This is a genomic window from Streptomyces sp. NPDC043427, assembly GCF_056436655.1.
The window spans coordinates 1-17,262 of record NZ_JBWKCC010000040.1 but is presented as its reverse complement, the minus strand read 5'-3'; the positions used below and the strand labels follow the sequence as shown (position 1 = coordinate 17,262).

At 69.3% G+C, this 17,262-nt stretch carries 19 protein-coding genes, 1 pseudogene and 1 riboswitch; of the genes and pseudogenes, 6 read left to right on the top strand and 14 right to left on the bottom strand.

The features are described from left to right. Positions 1-6 precede the first annotated feature (6 nt). A complete protein-coding gene (locus AC067M_RS40910; RefSeq protein WP_478702081.1) occupies positions 7-273 on the top strand; it encodes a hypothetical protein in 267 nt (88 codons plus the stop codon). Continuing rightward, a complete protein-coding gene (locus AC067M_RS40905) occupies positions 270-2,165 on the top strand; it encodes a TniQ family protein (protein ID WP_478702080.1) in 1,896 nt (631 codons plus the stop codon). The genes AC067M_RS40910 and AC067M_RS40905 overlap by 4 nt, the downstream gene beginning before the upstream one ends. Positions 2,166-2,484: 319 nt before the next feature. Here AC067M_RS40905 and AC067M_RS40900 read toward each other — a convergent pair whose 3' ends face one another. The 3 genes from AC067M_RS40900 to AC067M_RS40890 form a co-directional block, all read right to left on the bottom strand. Continuing rightward, on the bottom strand, positions 2,485-3,663 hold the full coding sequence (locus tag AC067M_RS40900; protein ID WP_478702079.1) for an acyl-CoA dehydrogenase family protein: 1,179 nt from the start codon (positions 3,661-3,663) through the stop codon (positions 2,485-2,487). A 145-nt stretch (positions 3,664-3,808) separates the two neighbouring features. Next, positions 3,809-4,573: a CbtA family protein gene (locus AC067M_RS40895; RefSeq protein WP_478702078.1), complete on the bottom strand. Its 765-nt coding sequence runs from the start codon at positions 4,571-4,573 to the stop codon at positions 3,809-3,811. Positions 4,574-4,598: 25 nt separating this feature from the next. After that, entirely contained in the window at positions 4,599-4,820 is a 222-nt protein-coding gene (locus tag AC067M_RS40890; protein WP_037679945.1) for a CbtB domain-containing protein, read from the bottom strand. 37 nt (positions 4,821-4,857) lie between these two features. Then, a riboswitch (cobalamin riboswitch) is annotated at positions 4,858-5,006 on the bottom strand. Positions 5,007-5,118: 112 nt separating this feature from the next. Here AC067M_RS40890 and AC067M_RS40885 point away from each other — a divergent pair. Then, complete coding sequence (locus AC067M_RS40885; protein WP_478702077.1) at positions 5,119-5,685, top strand: histidine phosphatase family protein; 567 nt, start codon at positions 5,119-5,121, stop codon at positions 5,683-5,685. A gap of 471 nt (positions 5,686-6,156) precedes the next feature. On the opposite strand, the gene AC067M_RS40880 is transcribed toward AC067M_RS40885, so the two are convergent. After that, positions 6,157-6,528 carry a four-helix bundle copper-binding protein gene (locus AC067M_RS40880; RefSeq protein ID WP_393628188.1) on the bottom strand — a complete coding sequence of 124 codons (372 nt, stop codon included), beginning with the start codon at positions 6,526-6,528 and terminating at the stop codon, positions 6,157-6,159. A gap of 127 nt (positions 6,529-6,655) precedes the next feature. On the opposite strand from AC067M_RS40880, the gene AC067M_RS40875 reads away from it, so the two are divergent. Beyond that, positions 6,656-7,021: a DUF6479 family protein gene (locus tag AC067M_RS40875; RefSeq protein WP_478702076.1), complete on the top strand. Its 366-nt coding sequence runs from the start codon at positions 6,656-6,658 to the stop codon at positions 7,019-7,021. A gap of 372 nt (positions 7,022-7,393) precedes the next feature. Here AC067M_RS40875 and AC067M_RS40870 read toward each other — a convergent pair whose 3' ends face one another. From AC067M_RS40870 to AC067M_RS40860, 3 genes are all read right to left on the bottom strand, one after another. Beyond that, the gene (locus AC067M_RS40870; protein WP_478702075.1) at positions 7,394-8,407 is read right to left on the bottom strand and encodes an ATP-grasp domain-containing protein; all 1,014 of its coding nucleotides are present in this window, start codon (positions 8,405-8,407) and stop codon (positions 7,394-7,396) included. A 355-nt stretch (positions 8,408-8,762) separates the two neighbouring features. After that, positions 8,763-9,218 carry an RpiB/LacA/LacB family sugar-phosphate isomerase gene (locus AC067M_RS40865; protein ID WP_478702074.1) on the bottom strand — a complete coding sequence of 152 codons (456 nt, stop codon included), beginning with the start codon at positions 9,216-9,218 and terminating at the stop codon, positions 8,763-8,765. Between the two features lie 47 nt (positions 9,219-9,265). Next, positions 9,266-9,553: a hypothetical protein gene (locus AC067M_RS40860; RefSeq protein WP_478702073.1), complete on the bottom strand. Its 288-nt coding sequence runs from the start codon at positions 9,551-9,553 to the stop codon at positions 9,266-9,268. 34 nt (positions 9,554-9,587) lie between these two features. Between AC067M_RS40860 and AC067M_RS40855 the strand changes: the two genes are divergently transcribed. Beyond that, complete coding sequence (locus tag AC067M_RS40855; RefSeq protein WP_478702072.1) at positions 9,588-10,028, top strand: 2-oxo acid dehydrogenase subunit E2; 441 nt, start codon at positions 9,588-9,590, stop codon at positions 10,026-10,028. Here the strand turns inward: AC067M_RS40855 and AC067M_RS40850 are convergent. The 7 genes and pseudogenes from AC067M_RS40850 to AC067M_RS40820 form a co-directional block, all read right to left on the bottom strand. Next, entirely contained in the window at positions 9,964-11,514 is a 1,551-nt protein-coding gene (locus AC067M_RS40850) for an MFS transporter (protein ID WP_478702143.1), read from the bottom strand. The genes AC067M_RS40855 and AC067M_RS40850 overlap by 65 nt on opposite strands. Positions 11,515-11,679: 165 nt before the next feature. After that, positions 11,680-13,029 (bottom strand): serine/threonine-protein kinase, encoded by a 1,350-nt coding sequence (locus AC067M_RS40845; RefSeq protein WP_478702071.1) that lies wholly within the window; start codon positions 13,027-13,029, stop codon positions 11,680-11,682. 398 nt (positions 13,030-13,427) lie between these two features. Continuing rightward, a complete protein-coding gene (locus AC067M_RS40840; RefSeq protein WP_478702070.1) occupies positions 13,428-14,084 on the bottom strand; it encodes an MSMEG_1061 family FMN-dependent PPOX-type flavoprotein in 657 nt (218 codons plus the stop codon). Positions 14,085-14,380: 296 nt separating this feature from the next. Beyond that, positions 14,381-15,034: a hypothetical protein gene (locus AC067M_RS40835; protein ID WP_478702069.1), complete on the bottom strand. Its 654-nt coding sequence runs from the start codon at positions 15,032-15,034 to the stop codon at positions 14,381-14,383. Next, positions 15,031-15,165 (bottom strand): hypothetical protein, encoded by a 135-nt coding sequence (locus AC067M_RS40830; protein ID WP_478702068.1) that lies wholly within the window; start codon positions 15,163-15,165, stop codon positions 15,031-15,033. Before AC067M_RS40830 ends, AC067M_RS40835 begins: the two co-directional genes overlap by 4 nt. 290 nt (positions 15,166-15,455) lie before the next feature. Next, the gene (locus AC067M_RS40825) at positions 15,456-15,911 is read right to left on the bottom strand and encodes a VOC family protein (protein WP_478702067.1); all 456 of its coding nucleotides are present in this window, start codon (positions 15,909-15,911) and stop codon (positions 15,456-15,458) included. 69 nt (positions 15,912-15,980) lie between these two features. Next, positions 15,981-16,553, bottom strand: a pseudogene (locus AC067M_RS40820) (IS630 family transposase); the annotation flags it as partial. Between the two features lie 47 nt (positions 16,554-16,600). Between AC067M_RS40820 and AC067M_RS40815 the strand changes: the two are divergent. Beyond that, positions 16,601-17,083 carry an aminotransferase class III-fold pyridoxal phosphate-dependent enzyme gene (locus AC067M_RS40815; RefSeq protein WP_478702066.1) on the top strand — a complete coding sequence of 161 codons (483 nt, stop codon included), beginning with the start codon at positions 16,601-16,603 and terminating at the stop codon, positions 17,081-17,083. Positions 17,084-17,262: the final 179 nt, after the last annotated feature.

Sequence of the window (17,262 nt, the reverse complement as noted above, 5' to 3'; positions counted from 1 at the left end):
AGCCCCATGCTCGGCGCCCTGAGGGCGTCGGGCTGCAGCACCCAGCGCCTGGTCGCGTCGATCAACCAGCTCCGTACTCCAGCCAACCGCAAGGGCGGCAAACGCGAGCTCCTGCGCCGCCTCGAAACGTACTCCGCCGTCCTCGCTACCGCCTGCGACCAGCGCACTGACACTGCTGCGATCGCAACCACCCTTTCCACTCCCGCCGGTACCAACGAGGCGGGCCGGATGCTCGGTCCCGTCGCCCGAGCACTCACGGGAGCATCTCTGTGACCTTCCGTCCCTTGGCACGGAGCCTGGCCCCGTTGCCGGAAGAATCTCTGCCTGGCTTCCTGCTACGGCTCTCCAGCCGACTCGAGATCCCTCCCCGTTGGCTCGCGGTCCGATGCGGTCTTATTGAACACTCAGTACACAACGCCCGCATTCCAACCTTGCTCCTGCAGGATCTCCCAGGCGCTATGGCCCAGAACTTCGCCCTGGCCACGGGGCTGGACCTCGCCGAAGTCAGCGCGCTGACATTGAGACGGTTCCAACCTCATTACTCGCCCCTACGGACCGCGTATCACACCCCGCACCGTACGACCACCACGCTCAGCGCTCGCTGGGCCATGGAGTTCTCACCGCGCTATTTCCCCCCATGCCTGCGCGGCAACGGGAGCGCGATCCAACAGGCATGGGGCGGACCCTGGAAACTGCAGTGGCATCTACCCGTGGTCTTCGCCTGCCCTCAGCACCACCGTCTGCTGGAATCGGCCTGCCCAGGCTGCCGACGGCAGCTCAACACCTCCAGCTCGGGACGCTTCAACCTAGTCACCAGCCCCGGCACGCGACTGCACGCATTGCAATGCCGCAATCGCACCGAGGACGCGGAACCCGAGGCCCGAGGAAATCGCCGCTGCGGCACCCGGCTGGACCGCCTCGGCCATGTCTCAGGCTCACCGCCTGGCCTGATGGCCTCCGACCTCGACCGGCTGCTCGCCCTCCAACACCGCATCGACCGGCGCCTCTTCGGAGACCAACAAGAGCCAGACGGCAACTCGTACTTCGAAGACCTGCTCCTTGCCGCACACTTGATCACTCTCAGCTGGCCGACCGCTGCCGATCTCATCCCCTCTCGCTCCCTGCAGGCACGTCTCGACGAGCACGCGGCACCGATCACCGAACTGATCCAGGCCAGCCAAGTCACGGGCCTACCCTCGCGGCGCTCCGGTACCCGTGCGGCCCCCGCGGGCACCACGCAACGAGCAGCGCTGCTGCTGGCGGCCGACACTCTGCTCGGCGGGCACGACCAGACATCCCTCCGCGAACAGGTCCGGCCGTTGGTCCAAACCGTCCGGTCCCATGCCCCGATGTTCTACGGCCAGATCGCCCGGTCGCTCAACATCTCCCCTCGTTTCGCCCAGGCCCTGGCCACCAAGAGCTACGGCACTCACGGGCACCGCAGCCCGCGAACACCGGCCCGCAAGCACCGGTTTTCGGTCGAGGAGGTCCCGGCCTACCTACCGAAACCTTGGTTCGACACCTACTTCGATGGCTTCCTCGATCACATGCCAGAAGACCAACGCCCCAGGGTGCGCGCGCTGCGCCGCGCCGCCTCTATCCGGCTCGTGAGACTCATCACCGGCGCCTCCTGGCCCCGATGCGCCGAGGTCCTCGACCTGACTCCGAAGATGGCCGCCAAGCTCATATTCAGCCTCGCCAAGCGCTTCGATCCTATTAACCTGTGGTCTGAGTTCGACCGACGAGTCGACCAAATCGCAGATCACCTCGACGTCACCCAAAACAGGATCAACTACGCGAACCGCCGCCAGCGCCTGGCCGAGTGGCGCATGGCGAGTGAAGAGTGGCACCTTCTGACTGCCGGCATCCCTCGCCTCCGCAGACTTCATGAGCAGGGCGACCCTGAGATTGGGGCCGCCCTCGCATGGAGCGGAGCTACTCAGGGCGAACCTGTCCACAGCCCCGTCATCCGTGAATCCGAGCGCAACGGCGGTGACGTCACCTTACTCACCAGGGAACTCTCCGTTCTCCAGGGAGACGACTTGCGCGGTGCCCGGCTCCATCTCCGTAGACGTCTCGACGTCTACGCGGCGCATCTGGCGAGCGCCTGCGACCGTGGGGCCAGCCTCCAGGTCCACATTGACGACATCCTGATCCGGGGCTGACCTTAGCGTGAGGATCACGTCAGGCTTCACCCTCCTGGGGGACGAAGCAGCGAGCAGTTCCGCTGGCGCGGACGCCTGAGATTAGACACGACTCGGGACTCCCTGCGACCAGAATCTGCGCCTCCGTGTCTCAGTACGCACGATCATCTAGTAGATGACACGAACGCGCAGCACGCCCGAACCTCACCAGCCCTGAGGAAGCATCAGGTCAGCCGCCTCAGGCAGTCTGCAAGCCAGGTCCGCTACCCTCCGGTCCGCACCTCGCTACGGTGCCAACTGTCCCGCTTTTGTGCCAACTAAAAAGCCTCGTCACATCAAACTAACGCCGTACCCTCGGCATCCCCAGACCGATCCACGAGATGATCTCGCGCTGGATCTCGTTGTTGCCGCCGCCGAAGGTGAAGATCACCGCCGAGCGGTAGCCGCGCTCCAGTTCGCCGCGGAGCACCGCGCCCGCCGAGCCTTCCCGCAGCGCGCCCGGGGCGGCGACGATCTCCAGGAGTGCCGCGTAGGCGTCCCGGCGTGCCTCGGAGCCGTAGACCTTGACGGCGGAGGCGTCCTGCGGGGTGAGGGTGCCGTTCTGGACCGCGGTCACCATCTGCCAGTTGAGGAGCTTGAGGGCGTCGAGCCGGGAGTGGGTGCGGGCGAGGAGGCGGCGCACCCAGGGCAGGTCGACAACACGGCGGCCGTCGGCGAGCTTGGTCTCCATGGCCCAGCGCTGCACGTCGTGCAGGGCGCGGATGGCCATGGTGCCGTGGGCGGCGAGGGTGACACGCTCGTGGTTGAGCTGATTGGTGATCAGTCGCCAGCCCTGGTTCTCGGCGCCGACGCGGCGGGAGACGGGGACGCGGATGTCCTCGTAGTAGCTGGCCGTGGTGTCGTGACCGGCGAGGGTGTTGATGAGGGTGCAGGAGTAGCCGGGGTCGGTGGTCGGGACGAGGAGCATGGTGATGCCCTTGTGGGGCGGGGCCTCGGGGTCGGTGCGGACGGCGAGCCACACCCAGTCGGCAGTGTCGCCGTTGGTGGTCCAGATCTTCTGGCCGTTGACGACGTACTGGTCGCCGTCGCGCACCGCGCGGGTCTTGAGGGACGCCAGGTCGGTGCCCGCGCCGGGCTCGCTGTAGCCGATGGCGAAGTCGATCTCGCCGGAGAGGATCCTCGGCAGGAAGTACGCCTTCTGCTCCTCCGTGCCGTACCGCATGATCGTGGGGCCGACGGTGTTGAGCGCCATCAGGGGCAGCGGGACACCCGCCTGGGCGGCCTCGTCGAAGAAGATGAACTGTTCCATCGCGGTCAGGCCGCGCCCGCCGTACTCCGTGGGCCAGCCGACGCCGAGCCAGCCGTCCGTGCCGAGCCGTCGGATCGTCTCGCGGTAGAAGCGTTTCTGGGCGACCGGGTCGGCGTGCCGGGTGGAGGCGTTGTCGGGCACCAACTCGGCGAAGTAGACACGCAGTTCGCTGCGCAGCCGCTGCTGCTCGGGCGTGTGGTCGAGATGCACGGCGCCTCCTGGCTCCCCTGGGCCGGTCCTGACGGCCCACACGGTAGAACGTGTTCCAATAATTGGGAATGGCGGGGAGACGCGAAATGGGGATGTGAAGAGGCCCTCGGCACGCGTGCCGAGGGCCTCTCCTACCGGGAACCGGTCACGAGGCCACGGGAGTCGGCCGTGCGGCGGCGACCTCCTGCGCCGCGGTCCGTGGCGCGAGCACGCGTTCCGCGAGCAGCCCGAAGACCAGCCCGAAGGTGGTCCACAGGGTGGCCTGCACGGCGAGTGCCGCCAGGCGGAACTGCCACAGCAGGGTGGCCGGGAAGTGCTCGGGGACCTCGTTGAAGGACGGCAGGAAGGCGTACGCCAGCCCGACGGCCAGGACGAAGAACGCGCCCGCGACGAGGGTCGCGTTCCAGTTGCCCAGGCGTGGCGCGAGGCGCCGGCCCAGGATGACGGTGGCGACGGCGAGCAGGACGCTCAGCACCACCATCAGGAAATAGAGGGTCGTGCGTTGTCCGATCGTGTCGGGGTCGCCGACGGCGGGCGGGTTGGCGGGGTACTTCAGGAACGGCACGACGTACACGGCGACCAGACCGGCCGTCGCCAGGAGCAGCGCCCTCGCGCGCGGCCCGAAGCGGCCGATCCGGCCGAGGGCGAAGCAGTACGCGAGGGCGGCGATGCCGCCGAACGCGACGCCGTAGACGAGGACACCGGTGGACAGGCCCGCGGTGGACTGCATCGTACGGCTGACGGGTTCGGCGCCTCCCGCGTGGTGGTGGGCGTGCGCCTCCTCGAAGGCGATGGCGGCGTCGACCCGCGACTCGCCCAGGAAGTAGGCGACGACGAGGGCGAGCAGGCCCGCGGCGAGTCCCGCGAGCATGCCCCGCACCAGGAGGGTGCGGACGGTGGTGGAGTTCATGGGCGGGTACGTCCTTCCCCGGCTGTCAGTGGCAGGGGAAACCGAGCAGGTGGCGCGCGTCGTGCACCCACTCGTGGACGTCCTCGCCGGACATCACGGAGGTGGCACCCTGTTCGGCGCCGACGAAGTAGAGCAGGACCAACATCAGGATGCCGAAGAAGACCGCCCAGGGGACGATCGCGCCGATCGGCAGCTTCTCGGGTACGGCAGTGGGGGCAGCGCTCGGCTGGACGGCGGACTGCGCCATGGCAGGACCTCCCTGGGGAACTCGCGTCCCGTATCGGTGGTGCACATGACGACGGACGCGGGTCTGACTCACCCGGCCCGCACCGAAGTGCGTGCCCGGCATACAGTGGCGCGACCGTGCCGGAATCCCACCGGCTTCCACGTACCGTCGTCGATTTCGACGTGACCGTACCGCGACGCAGGGAATCGGCCAAGGGCGCGTGCTCAGCCGCGTGCGCCCGGACGGGCCTGGTCACCCGTCAAGTCACTGTACTGGTAGGGGCGTTGAGGGCGGGAGTGACGAGCGTGGCGGAGTGGGCATGACAAGCCGAGTGATGTTGATCTCACCGGCGATCAGCGTGGCGCTGCGGGAGGCCCGCTTCGACGACGGCTGCCCCCTCGACCCGGCAGGCCTGCGCCGGGCCCGGGCCGTCGCGGGCACCCTGCCTGCCTGGGAGGCGGCTTGGTCCTCCCCCACCGTGCGGTGCCGCGAGACGGCCGAGGCACTGGGACTCGACGCCGTGGCCGTGCCGGAACTCGCGGGACTGGACGCGGGCCGCTGGCGCGGGGCGACGCTGGCGGAGGTGAGCGCGACCGAACCCGCGGCTCTTGCCGAGTGGCTGGCGGATCCCGGCTCCGCCCCGCACGGCGGGGAGTCGGTGCGAGCCCTGTGCGACCGAGTGGCCGCCTGGCTGGAAACGGCCGCCGACAGATCGGGCCGGACCGTCGCCGTCGTCGAGCCGGAGGTGTCCCGCGCCGCGATCGTCCGCACCCTCGGCGCACCGGACCAGGCCCTGTGGCGCACAGACGTCCCACCCCTGACAGCCGTCGAGCTCAGCGGCAGATCGGGCCGCTGGAACGTCACGGTCGGGCACCCGCTCGGCTGAGCACGGCGATGAGCCGCTCAGCGCGGAGGGCACCGCGGATCACGGTTTCGCGGGCCTGTCGACGCTTCGGGGCCCACCCCCAGCGGCCGATCGCAAGCAGGCGATCAGGCTCAAAGCGGCCCTGCGGCGCGCGGGTGTCCCGGTGGCGGCTGCCGTGCCGGACGGTCGGGGCGCCGGGACGGTCGGGCACCGGCTCGGCGGAGGCCCACTGACCCGCCCAGCCTCGCAGCGGCCACGGAACACCGGCCCGGGCCTGTCGACACGTCGGGGTCTGCCGGCCGGCCGCGGCCAAAGCGGTCGCGCGGCCTCGCGAAGGCCAACGGCCCGCGCCGAAGTGCGCGGACGGTGGGCGCCCGGGCGTACCGGTGGCCTGGCAGCAGCAGCCACGGATGTCGGCTGGTGGCAAGGCGCCTCGCCGACAGTTGCCGTGGCGCCCCGGCGGTCCGGGTGCCGGGCGTCGCGGTGAAGCGGTCAGACCAGGGTGGCGATGAACTCCGTGCAGGCCTTCGCACAGGCGCGGCACGCCTCCGCGCTCTCCTCGGCACCCGGTTGTCCGTCGAAGACATGTGCGGACTCCAGGCAGACGGTCCGGCACCACTCCAGCTGGACGCGGATGCCCGCCTCGTCCAGATGGTTCTGCTCGGACAGCACACGGCAGGTGGCGTCACACACCTCCGCGCACATGATGCCCTTGCGTCGTACGAGTTCCTGCTGTTCGGTCCCGTCCGGATCCACGAGGCTCGCGCGCAGCGCACACGCGCGGGCGCACTCGGTACACGCCTGCGCACATGCGAAACGGTCCTCCAGGAACCGGAAGAGCTCCTGCTGGGATGTCGTCGGTATCACGTAAGGGCGGGTAGCCGGTGCGGAGCCCGTCAAACCCGTGCGGCAGCCCCCTACAGAAGGTCATCGCGCGTTCACGGAACCGGATCGGCCGGTTCACTCCCCCTTCGAGGGGTATTCGGCTGGTATGAGTACCGCAACCATGCAGCTGGCCCAAGCGAGCGGGCTGCTCAGCATCGCGCTCTTCGTGGTCGGGGTGGCGGTCGTGGCCATACTGGCCGGCGGCCTCTGGCTGGGCTACCGCATCAAGCTCAACGAGTCGCCCCGACCGCGGCCGGACGAGCAGCCACACCTTCCCCCGGAGGGACCCGTCCACGAGGTCCAGCAGAACCGGGAACCCGACGAGATCCCCCAGATCTCCAAGGACGGCCGTGCGCTCACCCCGTACGAGCTGACCAACATGCAGACCCGCCCGAGCTCCTCCAAACAGCGGCCGCGCTGGGGCCGCGGCAGCAGCGGTTCCTTCGGCGGGGGCGGCCTGGGAGCCCACTGAGAGGGGCCGTCCCGTGAGACGGGCCGCCGTCGCGGTTCCCCCATCTGTCGATCGGCAGCCTGGGGAGAGCCGCGTACGGTCGCTGACGGGCGGCGAAGTCGAGGTGAGGTTCTGATCGCGCGTACGAGCACCAGCACGCCGACCGCCGCCCGGTGACGACGGTGCCGGCCGCCCGCCTGGAGCAGCTGCACGCGGGCGCGGAACCGACGTCCGTGCTCCCCCCCAGTCCCCCTGCGACCCGCGACCTCGTCCCAGCCCTCCAGCGCCCTTCAGCCCACCCCGCACGGCATCCCGGACCAGCGGGGCAGGCCGAAGGGCGACCGGATCTGATGGGATGCCCGGCGCGCCCGCCCGGTCCCGGTGCGTCATCGCTCAGCGTGATGACAGGCGGCCGCCCCGGCCGAGAGGCGCCCTCGTCCGGGGCGCGACCATGGGCCGGTCGCCCCGGGCGAGGGTGAGGGCGTCCAGATGGGCCTGGATGTACGGCATGGCCACCCTCTCCAGTTCGAGCTTCCCGTCCACGAAGGCCGGGTGGACGTTGACCTCGAACACCACCCCACCGTTCTCGACGGCCAGGTCGACGCCCGCGAAGGGCAGGCCGACGGAGGCGGTGGCCGCGACGGCGAGTTCGGTGAGGCGCGCGGGCAGGTCCTTCGGGGCGATGTGGACGGCGGTGGCGCCCTGGCAGGTGTTGCACGGGATGTCGGTCCGGGGCTGGATGTGCTCCCGGGCGTGGATGACCCGGCCCCCGAGGACGAAGACGCGGAACTGGTGACGGGCGCCGTCGGGCAGGATGTTCTCCGCGTCCCGGGAGAGCAGCCAGTCGGTCTCGCGCTCCGCGTAGAAGGCCGCGGCGTCCTTGAGTCGGTCCGGCGTGGTGACGTGGAAGGTGTCGTTGCCTCCCGTGCCGATCACGGGCCGGGCCCAGGTGTCCCCGCCGAGCCGGTCGAAGGCGGCCTCCGCCTCGCGTGGGCCGGGCCGGGACAGGACGACGGTCTCCATCTGGGCGACGCCGTCCCGGGCGAAGCGTTCCACGGTGAGATTCTTCTCGGTCGCCGTGCGCCAGGCGTCCGTGCCGGTGGCGAGGGTGATCGCCTGATGGTGTTCGAGGAGCTGCTGGAAGGCGGCGAGTTCCCGGCGGTGGTGCGGCTGGATCTCGTAGACCACGACGACGTCGGGCACGAAGTCCAGCCCCTCCTCGGGGACCCGCAGCCGTAAGCGCTCGCCGTCGCCGACTGCGCGGCCGGATCCGTCGGGGGCGAAGTGCCGGGCGTCGATACGGACGGGGGGTGCGCCGGTGAGCAGTTCGACGGCTGTGGCCAGGTACTCGCGGCAGCCTTCGGAAGAGGTGGGGTCGGCGATGAGGGCGATGCACGGTCGGGACACAGCGGCCTCCAAGGGCTCAAGGACACGCGCTCGGACCGCGGACACTCGGCTGCGGGGTCCGAGCGGTTTCACGGGGGTGGTGCCTGTCGCGCCAGTGGTCCTCGGGACACGTCGCTCCGGCCGCCGCGTCCGTGTGCGGGGCGCGTCGGGAGGTCGCGACGGCCGGGCGGGGCGGCCGGTGACCACAAGGGTGGGGCTTCGCCCTGCCGACGGACGGCGCAGGGCTGGGCGCCACACTGTAAGTGCCCGGCGGGACCCCGTAACAGGGCGCACGCACGCCGGTCTCCTGCTCCCGCCTCTGCGCCGTTCGCCCCGATGTGTGCGCCCTGCGGCAGGCCGTGGGACGGGGAATGGGTCAGGAGTCGGCGCGGACGCGATCCAGCCGCCCGACGCGGGCCACGTTCTCCCGGTCCTCGGCGTCCTCGCTGGCGTCGGCGGCGAACCAGGCGTCCAGGATCTCCTTGAGCAGCGGCTCGGAGGTCAGTCGCAGGCTCAGCGCGAGTACGTTGGCGTCGTTCCAGCGGCGGGCGCCGTCCGCGGTGTACGCGTCCGTGCACAGCGCCGCCCGTACCCCGGGCACCTTGTTCGCGGCGATGGACGCGCCCGTTCCGGTCCAGCAGCACACCACCGCCTGGTCCGCCGTCCCGGCGGTCACCTCACGGGCGGCGGCCTCCGAGCACACCGCCCACTGCGGGTCGTCGCCGTCCCGCAGCGCCCCGTGCTCACGCACCTCGTGGCCCCGGGCCCGCAGTTGCTCGACGAGGGAACGGGCGACGGGTTCGTCCATGTCGGAGGAAACGGAGATGCGCATGCCTCGGAGCCTACTCGGGCGAACCCCCTCTCACGCTCCCTTCCGTCTCACGCTCCCTCCCGCCTCTCTCCCCTGCCGCTCCCCCCGCTCCCCTCGTCTCGCTCTCCCCTCAGTGCCAGCGGCAGTGCACTGAGGCCACTGAGGAAGTCGGAGTACACCGGCCGCGCCGGCCCCGTCCGCTCCAGCCCCGCCACCGTGTCGCGCAGCCCCGCCAGGACGGCCCCGATCTCGGCCCGGGCCAAGTAGGCACCGAGGCGGAAGCGGGGCCCGTAGGCGAAGGTGACGTGTTGGTTGGGGGTCCGGTCCAGGCGCAGTCGATCGAGCTCGTCGAACACGCGCTCGTCGCCGTTGGCGGAGGCGTTCCAGACGGTGACGACGTCACCGGCGCTGACCGGTCTCGTCGTCCCGGTCGTGCGGGACGCCGACCGGCTCCCCCTCGACGCCCTGGCGAAGGAGTTGCGCCCCCTGACCGACCTGGCCCGCCGGGACGCGCTCCCGTCGGGCCTGCGCACCGGCGGCACGTTCACCCTGAACAACTACGGGGTCTTCGACGCCGACGGCGCCACGCCGATCATGAACCACCCTCAGACGGCGATGCTCGGCGTCGGCCGTGTCACCGACCGCCCCGGGGCGGTGGGCGGCAGGGTGGAGGTGCGCAAGGTCGTGCACCTCTCCCTGACCTTCGACCACCGCGTCTGCGCCGGCGCGACCGCGGCGGGCTTCCTCCGTCACGTCGTCGCCCGCGTCACCGCTCCCGGCGGGCCGGACCCGAGGACGACTCTTCCCGGTCCCCGGACGGCTTCCGAGTGACGCGGTACAACTCCTGGGACGTGCTGATCAGTTCCCGCTGCTCCTCCTGCGAGCCGACCATGGGCTGCGACCCGCGGAGCGGCACCTGGGCGCTCTCCGGCAGGAACCGCACGGTGACCAGGCCGATGACACCGGCCAGGATCAGGTAGTACGCGGGCATCATGTCGTCCCCGGTGACGCTGATCAGCGCCTCGGTGACCAGCGGCGTGGTCCCGCCGAACGCGGCGACCGCGAAGTTGAAGCCGATGCCCATGGCCGCGTACCGGACAGCGGTCGGGAAGAGCGCGGGCAGGGTGGCTGCGCTCGGCGCGGCGAAGCAGGCCAGCAGGGTGGAAAGGATCAGCACGCCGAAAATCGGCGGCCAGGTGCCCTGCATCTTGATCAGCATGAAGGAGGGCACGGCGAGGAGGATCATCGCAGCCGCGGCGAAGCCGTAGACCGGGCGCCTGCCGACCCGGTCGCTGAGCCGTCCGATGAACGTGATCAGCACCACGATCCACAGCATGCCGATGAGCACCAGCACGTCGGCAGAGCTGCTGGAGCGGTTCAGGTTCTCCGTCTGGTAGGTCGGCAGGAAGCCGGTCACCATGTAGTTGGTGACGTTGTAGAGCAGCACCAGGCCCATGCAGATGAGCAGCGGCTTCCAATGGTTCCTGACGATGCTCTTGAGCTCGCTGCCCGCCGACTCCTGGGCGAGGCTCTTCTCGTGCTCGTCGAGCTGCTGTTGGAAGGCCGGGGACTCCTCCAGCTTCAGCCGCATGTACAGACCGATCACGCCGAGCGGCCCGGCGATCAGGAACGGCACACGCCAGCCCCAGGAGAGCATCTCGGCGTCGGTGAGGAGCAGGTTCAGCAGCGTGACCAGGGCCGAGCCGAGCGCGTAGCCCACGAAGGTGCCGAAGTCGAGCCAGCTGGACAGGAAGCCCCGGCGGCGGTCCGGTGAGTACTCGGCGACGAAGGTGGTGGCGCCGCCGTACTCGCCGCCCGTCGAGAAGCCCTGGACCATACGGGCGAGGAGCAGCAGGATCGGGGCGGCGATGCCGATGGTGGCGTAGCTGGGGATCAGGCCGATGGCGAACGTGCCCGCCGCCATCATGATCATGGTGGTGGCCAGCACCTTCTGCCGGCCGAGCCGGTCACCGAGCGGTCCGAACACGAGACCGCCGAGCGGGCGTACGACGAAGGCCGCGGCGAAGGTCGCGAAGGAGGAGATCACCTGGGCGGCCGGGGAGGCGCCCGGGAAGAAGACCTTGCCGATGGTCGCGGCGAGATAGCTGTAGACCCCGAAGTCGAACCACTCCATACAGTTCCCGAGCGCCGAGGCTCCCACCGCGCGTTTCAGCAGCGGCGGTTCGACGACCTGGACGTCCTCCTCGCGGAAGGCCCGCTTGCTGCGGCGCAGCCTCCGGGTCAGGTCGTCCCGGACCTGACGAGGCATGTCCACGATCGCCTTCGCCACTCCGGACCTGGGCTGTCCGCCGGGCATGGCGTTCACCACTGTCAACCCCTTCTCTCGATCTTCGCCTACGCGAATCCTCCACAGGCTCGATCGACCCGCGCACCCCAAGCTCCTGCCCGGGTTTACTCGGGACATACGGGTCTCAGCACTCACACTCTCGGCTGTAAGCCGACTCACATCAGCCGACTCGCATCAGCCGGAAACGACCCTGATCACGTTTCCCTGCGGGTCGGCCAACAGGTAGCCACCTTCGCCGTAGTCGTTGCTGATGTACACAGCCATGCCCTCTGTCGCGTCCCGTCGATCGTTCGCCGACTGCAACAACAGGTAACGACTTGACGGCTTGTCGACTTTCAACTCCTTCTCGGCCCGCGCCAGCAGGGCGGGGACGGCGTCCCAGTCGAAGTCCTCCGCGCGCATCGGCTTGTCACCGCCGATCAGGGTGCCCTTGATGATGCTCGCCTCCACGCCCCGATCGATCCAGTAGGCGAAGGGGTCGTAGCGAGTCTGACTGCCACTGACCATCACCTTGGCCGTGGCGTGCTCCGGGTAGACGCTGAGATAGCCGTAGTTGCTGCTCCCCGTCTCCTTGTCGAAGGCTTCGACGACCTTCCGGATTCCGGCGGGGTCAGCAGGTTGGTGACCGGTTTGGCGCTGTCCGGTGAGGGCGTTTTGGTGTTCTTCCCGGACGGGCTCGCGGTGCCCTTCTCTGAGGGGCGTCCCCCTCCCGTCCGAGGGCGTGGGCGAGTTGCTCCTGGTTTCCCGGAGGGCGCCCGCGGGCGTGCGTCGGGGCGGACCACGCCGGTTGCCGCTGCCGGGCGTCGTTGGGCCCTGGGTGAGGGGCGGACCATACCGGTGCCTGCCGTGGGGGCGCCCACGCCGGTGGCGCGAGCGGGTAGGACGTGGGCTCCTGGTCCGCGGCAGCCTGAGACACGCCGCCTGCGGGTCCGTGTCGTGCTGCGCCGCTGCCAGCATCCGGGCCGCCGTCCCGGCATCCGGACGTGCCGCGGGATCCCGTACCAGCACCGCTGTGAGCAGGGGCGTCAGAGCGCCGGCCCTGGTCGGTGGGTCCACGTCGTCGTGCAGGACGGCGGCCAGGGTGGCGAGGGTGGTTCCCCGGCGCAGGGGGTGGCGCCCTTCTACGGCCACATACAGCATCATCGCCAGGGACCACAGGTCCGCCGCGGGCCCGCCCGGGTGGCCGGAGACCCGCTCGGGAGCCATGTAGCCGGGGGTTCCGATGATCGACCCCGTCGCGGTCAGGGTCGTGGCCTCGCGGATCGCGGCGATCCCGAAGTCCGTGAGCACCGGCCGGCCGTCGGCGCGCAGCAGGACGTTGGCCGGTTTCACGTCACGGTGCTCGACGCCGGCGCCGTGCGCGGCACGCAGGGCGTCCAGCACTCCGCGGCCCAGCTCGGCGGCTGCCGCCGGGGTCATCGGTCCGCGGGCGAGACGGTCGGCGAGCGAACCGCCGTCGACCAACTCCATGACGATCCACGGGAAGGCGCCCTCACCCCCGTCGACGATGTGATGGACCGTCACCACGTTCAGCCGAGCGGGTATGCGGCGGGCAGGCTGAGTGAACGGTCAGACGCGGGTGCTGACGTAGCGCACCGTCGGGTCCCTCTGCTCCATCACCGGTGCCATGCACCACTGACACAGAGGGTTCTCTGGGGCAAAAGGTGTGGCGCGAGGTGGAGTTAGATGACTCCTGCAGCTCAACGCCGGTGTCGCTGACGGTATCCGGCACCACAGGTGCGGCGCCATCGCTGAATCGAGCGATGGCGCCTTGCCGTGGGGGGGGACGTCTTCCCGACCAGCAGCAAGCAGGCGGAAGACAGTGCTGCCGACTGCCTTACGGGATGCCCAGCGATTGATCTCGGGGCGTCCTGGTCTGAGGGTTCGGCGGGCTGGCGGTTCAGCAATCGCCGGTCGGCCCGTTACTCGTACCGGTACTTCAGCGAATCCGCCTCCGCCTGCTCGATGTCAGCGATCGTCAGCTCCGGCATCCGCAGCTGGGCCAGCGTCACCTCGGCCGAGGTCGGCTGGGCGTCCGCCGGCAGCCACTGCTCCGGCTTCCACGCACCGCTGCGCAGCAGCGACTTGGGGCAGTGCGGGTAGACCTCCTCGATCCCCACCACCAGCGCACTGGCCGGCGGCTTGCCCACGGCGGTCAGCTGCGACAACAGCTCCGGGCGGGTGGAGACACAGGCCCGGCCGTTCACCCTGAGCGTCGTGGTGCGCCCCGGGATGACGAACAGCAGCCCGGCCCGTCCGGTGGCGACGACGTTCTGCAGGGTGTCCAGACGCTTGTTGCCGGTCGCGTCCGGTATCGCCACCGTCCGTGCGTCCAGGACGGCGACGAACCCGGCGGGGCCGCCGCGCGGGGAGACGTCACAGTTGCCCTCGGCGTCCGCGCTGGCGACCAGGACCAGCGATGAGCAGCCGATCAACCGCCGGGCCTGTTCGGTGAGTTCGGTCATCTGCTTGCGCACGGCCGTGTCTTTGGGGAGTTCGTAGACCCGGCGCAGCGCCTCCTGGTCGGGCACGGCGTCGAGGCGGAGCGAGTCGAAGGCACTGCTGGCAAAGGGTGTCATGCCCCGACCTTAATGGGCCGACCTGCAGTTTTGATCTTGGTCGGCGAGTGCGGCGACGACATAGAGACACCCGCGCGAGTTGTCTGGTGTGTGAAGCCTGCCGAACCACGACCCAGCCGAACATCCGGGCGAACACGCCCCGAGATCAATCCCGGGTCAGCCCGAACTGCAAGGCGGTCACCCGGTCGACGGCCTCGCGACGGCGTTCGGCGCCGACTAATGGTGACGTGGGGTATTGGAACTGTCCGAATGCCTGCCTCGCCAGCCATAGCCAGCACGTGCTCGGCAGCTGTCGATCACGGGTTCCACTGGTCGCAGTACTCGATGTGGATCTCGCGGGCGTCACCGAGGATGCCGTCGTTCGAGTGGAGCTCGGTGCAGAAGTACGGATAGCTGGGGTGGACCGGCACGTAGCCCGGTCCGTTGCGGGCGACATCGAGGAAGTGTCGAGCGGTCTCCCGGAACACCTTCGCGCTGCCGGTCATGAACAGCGTCTCGGCATGAAGGTGCTGGTGAAACAGGTCGCGGTTCTCTCGGTAGTGACGTGCTGCCCAGTCGACTGCGGCGCTGTCGACAGAATCTGTGTCGGGCAAGTTCACGGTCTGGGGACGACCGGCGCCGAGGCGACTCCTCACCTGTTTCCAGCGGGAGGGGGTGAACTGCAGCGAATGGTGCAACAGCACCAGGTCCAGCTGGAAGCCGACGTCGTACGGTACTTCCCGGGCCGGCGGGCGGTTTGCCCGCATCGGCAGGTGAATCAGCGAACGCGGTGAGCGTGCCGCGAGCATCCACAATCCGGCGATTCGGCGGGCGGCGTCTTGGTCGAGATAGACATCCAGGTGCCGATCGTGGTCGATGAGTACTGCATGGTTCAGAGGCTGGGCAGGTCGGATGACTCTGAACTCGTCCGCTCCCAAGCGGGCCTGGTGGATTGCGACCGGCAGCTTCATCTGTTCTCCGTTGCGGTGCGGCGGCTGACTTCGTTGGCGTAGGTGGTCCAGTCGCCCGCGCAGAGACGTTGCCAGGCAACGGCGACGTCGGTGTGGATGCCGAGCGTTCGGGCGAGGATCGCGGCGGGCATGTCGGTGGCGAGCTGGAATCGCGCCTACCTGCGCCGCCGTGGCATCCACTGCACCATCCCATACAAGGCTGACCAGGCCCGAAACCGCAGGAAGCTCGGCTCCCGTGGTGGCCGACCGCCGCGTTTCGATGCGGTGGATCACCGCGAGCGCCATGCGGTCGAGTGCGGGATCAACCGACTCAAAGGGCACAAGGCGGTGGCCACAAGGTACGACAAGCTCTCCGTCCGCTACGAGGCGACTGTGCGGGTCGCAGCCGTGAACGAGTGGACCAGCACCGTCGCAACGGCCCTCAGACGACGTCGAATTCGTTGCCCTCGGGGTCCTGCATGGCGGCGGCGTAGAACCCCATGTCCGGCTCATCCTTGATCCGCAGCACGGTGGCACCAGCTTTGACCAGCCGTTCCACCGTAGCCTTGACCAGCTGTGTGCGGACGTCCAGTGGGACGTCACGGCCCCCACCGACCTTCAGGTCGAAGTGCCACCGGTTCTTGGCGACCTTCGACTCCGGAACCTGCTGGAACCACACCCTCGGTCCACGTCCTGCGGGATCGATGATCGACTCCGGAATATCCCCAGCACCGGCCGGCAACTCTGCCTCGGGCACCCCCATCGCCACCCAGTAAGCACGCCACGTGGCGTGCCCGCCCGGCGGAGGCTCAGGCACGTAACCCAGGGCCTCGGCCCAGAAAGTCACCATTCTCTGCGGATCGGAGCAGTCGATCGTCAGCTGCACTGTCATCTCCATGCTCGGAGCATCCCAGGCAGGTCTGACAGGCGATCCACTTTCGCAACACGCTTTACTGACTTCGGCTCGTCAGGGTGACTCTGGATCGTCGAGGGCCAGGCCGGTGCCGGCTATGAAGCCGTCGAGGGTGTCGGGCCGGTACTGCAGGCGCTTGAGCCGGTTGCGTACGAGGGCTTCGAGTCGGTCCAGGGCGACTACGGCGAGGTTGGCCAGGCTGCGCTTGACGTGCGCCCATACCCCCTCGACGGGATTGAGGTCGGGCGAGTACGCGGGCAGCAGGAACACCGTCAGCCATTCACGCTCGGCGATCAGTTCACGCATGGCGTGGGAGACGTGGGTGTTCAGCCGGTCCCACACCAGCACGATCGGTGCCTTGACGAGGTGGTGGACGCCGTCGATCAGCGCGGTGAAGTCGCGCTCGCCCATGCTGCGGCGCTTGCCCTTGCCCGCGGGGTGAGTGCGCAGGCGGTGGCACAGCCGGGTGCGGGAGCCTGGCCGCATCGCGATCAGCCCGGCCACTGACAGGCGCCCCGAGCGGCGGCCGCTGACGGTCACGACCGGGGTGCGGCCGCGCCGGCCCCAGGTGCGTCCTTTCGGCGGCCGTCGGGTGAACCCGGCTTCGTCCTCGAAGCAGAGTCGGGCCCTGGTGGGGTTTCGAGCTCCAGGGGGTGGTCCCGGACATCGTCACGATGGGCAAGCCGCTCGGGAACGGGCATCCCCTCGCGGCGGTGGTCACGACTCGGGAGATCGCCGACGCGTTCGACACCGGCATGAAGTACTTCAACACCTTCGGCGGCAACCCCGTCTCCTGCGCGATCGGCGAGGCCGTGCTCGACATCGTCGAGCGGGATGGGCTGAGGGAGAACGCCGTGAGCGTGGGCGGGTACTTCGCCCAGTCGCTGCGCGAGCTCCAGCAGCGCCAACCGCTCATCGGTGACGTGCGGGCAGAAGGGCTCCACCTCGGCGTCGAACTGGTCCGCAACCGCACCACCAAGATGCCGGCCACTGCGCAGGCCTTCATGGTCACCGAACTCATGAAGGAGCGAGGCGTCATCGTCTTCCCCAACGGAGTGCACGACAACGTGCTGAAGATCAAACCGCCCATGACCTTCCGCCGCGAGCACGTGGACCTCTACGTCGAGGTGCTGGACGAGGTCCTGTCCCTGCCCTAGCTGAGCTCGGCCGTTCAGTCCTGAGACGGCCTCGACAGCACCAATTCCCGGATCCCGTTGACAACGGCCACCACTTCCTCTCATCATCATTCCACTAATCGAGTAGTGGAATGATGGTGGAGGGGAGTGGTGGCCGTGGAGTACCGCATCGACAGGCGGAGCGGTGTCCCCGCCTTCCA

Excerpts from the sequence above, each read along its gene's own strand:
- AC067M_RS40910 (WP_478702081.1), top strand. The coding sequence starts at position 7 with ATGCTCGGCGCCCTGAGGGCGTCGGGCTGCAGCACCCAGCGCCTGGTC.
- AC067M_RS40895 (WP_478702078.1), bottom strand. The coding sequence starts at position 4,573 with ATGAACTCCACCACCGTCCGCACCCTCCTGGTGCGGGGCATGCTCGCG.
- AC067M_RS40890 (WP_037679945.1), bottom strand. The coding sequence starts at position 4,820 with ATGGCGCAGTCCGCCGTCCAGCCGAGCGCTGCCCCCACTGCCGTACCC.
- AC067M_RS40885 (WP_478702077.1), top strand. The coding sequence starts at position 5,119 with ATGACAAGCCGAGTGATGTTGATCTCACCGGCGATCAGCGTGGCGCTG.
- AC067M_RS40875 (WP_478702076.1), top strand. The coding sequence starts at position 6,656 with ATGAGTACCGCAACCATGCAGCTGGCCCAAGCGAGCGGGCTGCTCAGC.
- AC067M_RS40865 (WP_478702074.1), bottom strand. The coding sequence starts at position 9,218 with ATGCGCATCTCCGTTTCCTCCGACATGGACGAACCCGTCGCCCGTTCC.
- AC067M_RS40850 (WP_478702143.1), bottom strand. The coding sequence starts at position 11,514 with ATGCCCGGCGGACAGCCCAGGTCCGGAGTGGCGAAGGCGATCGTGGAC.
- AC067M_RS40840 (WP_478702070.1), bottom strand. The coding sequence starts at position 14,084 with ATGACACCCTTTGCCAGCAGTGCCTTCGACTCGCTCCGCCTCGACGCC.
- AC067M_RS40835 (WP_478702069.1), bottom strand. The coding sequence starts at position 15,034 with ATGAAGCTGCCGGTCGCAATCCACCAGGCCCGCTTGGGAGCGGACGAG.
- AC067M_RS40830 (WP_478702068.1), bottom strand. The coding sequence starts at position 15,165 with ATGCCCGCCGCGATCCTCGCCCGAACGCTCGGCATCCACACCGACGTC.
- AC067M_RS40825 (WP_478702067.1), bottom strand. The coding sequence starts at position 15,911 with ATGGAGATGACAGTGCAGCTGACGATCGACTGCTCCGATCCGCAGAGA.
- AC067M_RS40815 (WP_478702066.1), top strand. The coding sequence starts at position 16,601 with ATGGGCAAGCCGCTCGGGAACGGGCATCCCCTCGCGGCGGTGGTCACG.